Here is a 934-nt window from a genome sequence, read left to right as displayed (position 1 = left end):
AGCGGTCATCTCACCTTGGATGGGAATACGGTTGCCGGGACATTGTCTGCACAGAATGGTACCTTCACAGTCACGAATAATAATGTGGCTGTTGGATCCTTAGCGGGGAATGGCCAAGGCGTGCTTAACGGTCAGCTTTCTGTCACGAATGGCCATGATACGTTCGGCGGAGACCTGTCAGGCGCAGGGACTGTGCAGATTGACGGGGGAAAACAAACGTTCTCAGGTGGGAATGATTATACAGGCGCGACCACTGTAGCGCGCGGTACCCTAGCGCTTGCCCAGAATGGGTCAATCCAAAAGTCTGCTGGTGTGCATGTGGCCAGCGATGGGAGCTTTGACATTTCAGGGCTTGGCACAGGTACGACAGCGGTTCAGGCTCTTGATGGGACTGGAAGCGTTGCTCTGGGGTCGAAAACTCTGCAATTGTCCAATGCGAATGCGCCATTTGGAAATGTGTATTCCGGTGTGATGTCTGGTGCCGGTGGGTCACTGAGTATCACCGGCGGTCAGGAAGTTCTGACGGGTGCGAATACTTATACGGGAACCACGTCTATTGCGTCAGGTGCAGGGCTTCAGTTGACAGGCTCTTTACAGAGTGCGGTGTCCAATGCTGGCACATTTGATGTCAATGGGGGGCGTGTTGCTGGCCAGACTGTGAATGATGGCAGTCATGCTCTTATGACGGCAGAAAACAACGCGCATTTGAGCGATATTGTGAATAATCAGGGTGTTGTGAAGCTCGTTAATGCCTATGCTCAACATGTAACGAACGCGACAGGTGCACAGTTTAGTGCGACCTCTGGTCAGCTTGCGGGATTAACAAACGCTGGTGAAGCGCTTCTGACGGCGCGTAATACTGTTACGGGGGATGTGTCCAATAGCGGTCATCTCACCTTGGATGGGAATACGGTTGCCGGGACATTGTCTGCAC

General features: G+C 53.0%; 1 protein-coding gene. It reads left to right on the top strand.

The window, feature by feature from the left end; all coding sequences use genetic code 11:
- Window positions 1-934, top strand: a 934-nt coding sequence (locus GS535_RS04320) for an autotransporter-associated beta strand repeat-containing protein (RefSeq protein ID WP_370518192.1), incomplete at both ends; no start/stop codon positions are given.

Origin of the sequence: Saccharibacter sp. EH611, from assembly GCF_009834765.1 — a bacterium.
Classification (GTDB): Bacteria; Pseudomonadota; Alphaproteobacteria; order Acetobacterales; family Acetobacteraceae; genus Saccharibacter.
The sequence above is the reverse complement of the archived record's forward strand: the minus strand, read 5'-3'. Positions and strand labels throughout refer to the sequence as shown.